Origin of the sequence: Blautia sp. DFI.3.45 (assembly GCF_020593505.1) — a bacterium.
Lineage (GTDB): Bacteria > Bacillota > Clostridia > Lachnospirales > Lachnospiraceae > Blautia_A > Blautia_A wexlerae.
The window spans coordinates 1-1,815 of record NZ_JAJDMI010000112.1 but is presented as its reverse complement, the minus strand read 5'-3'; the positions used below and the strand labels follow the sequence as shown (position 1 = coordinate 1,815).

1 protein-coding gene and 1 pseudogene are annotated in these 1,815 nt (G+C 39.1%); one reads left to right on the top strand and one right to left on the bottom strand.

The features are described 5' to 3' along the window. The coding region (locus LJE09_RS17085; RefSeq protein ID WP_227219488.1) for a hypothetical protein at positions 1 to 874 on the bottom strand (874 nt) is incomplete at its 3' end. A 364-nt stretch (positions 875 to 1,238) separates the two neighbouring features. Here LJE09_RS17085 and LJE09_RS19275 point away from each other — a divergent pair. After that, a pseudogene (locus tag LJE09_RS19275) lies at positions 1,239 to 1,492 on the top strand (IS110 family transposase); the annotation flags it as partial. Positions 1,493 to 1,815 lie beyond the last annotated feature (323 nt).

The following is a 1,815-nucleotide window of genomic DNA, read 5'->3' as shown; positions in this document are numbered from 1 at the left end:
ATTCTATTCCTCCTGTGATGGAAACCTTAAAAATATCAGTAGCTACCTGTTCTTCCTTTTTCGGACGAAGATAAACCGTTGTACCTTCTCCGGGCATAATAACCCCCGTTTCATAATCATCAAGGTACGCCCAGAAATGTTCCGTATTCTCAAAATCAACCGTAACAGGATTTTTTCCATTGTTATATATCCATATACTGCGTTTTGGACACATAAACATATCCGGATCCGGATCTGTATTATCCCACCAGTCGTATTCTTCAGGGGTAATTGTGAGAAATCTCGTACCGCTATTCGGTCTGCAGTTCACCTCATAATCCTGATCAGATGCGCCGCGAATAAGAACCCGTATCCTACACTTCGCCTGAATGCCTTCTTCTGTTTCCATGACAAAGGTTTCTTCATGAATTCCCGGAGAAAGATTTTTCTTTACATAAATATCCGCTGCAACAGCTTCTCCGGGCTTAACCTTATTCCCAACTTCCATTGGAAACCTTCCCTGAAACGGATAATCAAACGGCTCAAGTGTAAAATCATTCAATTCTGAGATAGATTTGATATGCCAAGCCTCTGTGCCTGTATTTTTTATCTCTAGCCTTTCCCACCCCCAACCACTGCCGTTTACTCCAGTCTGTCCCAAATCAAGGATTTCACTAGAAACTGTCGCCTCATATTTCTCATATCTCATTTCACTGTCTGAATCCACAGTATCCTCGAAAATAGCTGAAGCTTCCGATACATCGCCTTCCTGCTCTGTGGTTTCCGAAATAAATGTTTCCTCTCCAGCAGAAAAATCGGCTGCCAATACCGGCTGACCGGTAACGATCACAGCAGAAAGAAACAGCGATAAAAATGTTTTGCCTCTCCTTCTCATAATACTTTGCCTTCTTTCCATCATTATACCTCGTTATCATGTTACGTTTATGTTAACATATTGTATCATATATGTAATATTTTTTCAACAATCTTTTTTATTTAACATATTTAACTATGCAGAAAAAGCGGCTTGAAAAGCCGCTTTTTTCTACCTTTGCAGGAACCCAATCTCTGTAAAGATAAGTTTCGTTATTTAAATTCAATGGGAGAAAATCTGTAGATGTAGATTTCTTTTGCATTGTGCGTTTTATTCCAAGCTTCAATAAGCAGTTTTCGTGTTTCATCATGCAACATAATAATCACCTCTTGACTCTATCATAGACCTGTTGTCAAGAATGTGCAGTATTTTTTGGGAGTGCTATAAGAAACATCCTGAATTTACAGACCGTTACCGTCGCATCAAAGCACGCCGTGGTCACAAGAAAGCCGTCATTGCTGCCGTATGATCCTGACCGCTATCTGGCACATACTCACAGATTTAAAGCCATATACACCGGAAGGTTTTCTTGACTCCCGTCCTGTGAATAAAGAAAAAGTGTTAACTACTTCACAGGCACTTAATCTGCTTAAGCAAAGAGGTTATTTTATCAAAGACGATCCTTTGTCAGTTTCCTGATTAGGTGTTGCGTTTATATTCAATTTTTCAGCCACCTAAAGATGGCTTATTTGTGATGTCAAAATTTATTCTCTATCCACTATCCCTTTGTTTCAAACTTTCAGTTTCCTATTATGTAATCAGTCCGTCTTTTTTGTCCGTTCTGTTTTTTTCTTCTGCTGTCTGGTAGCTCTCTTTCTGTTTTTCAGGTTTTGTAAAGTCAACTTTACAGAATTTACTTTTCTCTTTCTCAAACCAATTTAAACTTTTCTAAACAAGGGGCAGTTGCCTGTTTCTTTTTATTTTACCCTGATTCTTCTTCCCCAGGATACCCAGTCTCCGTA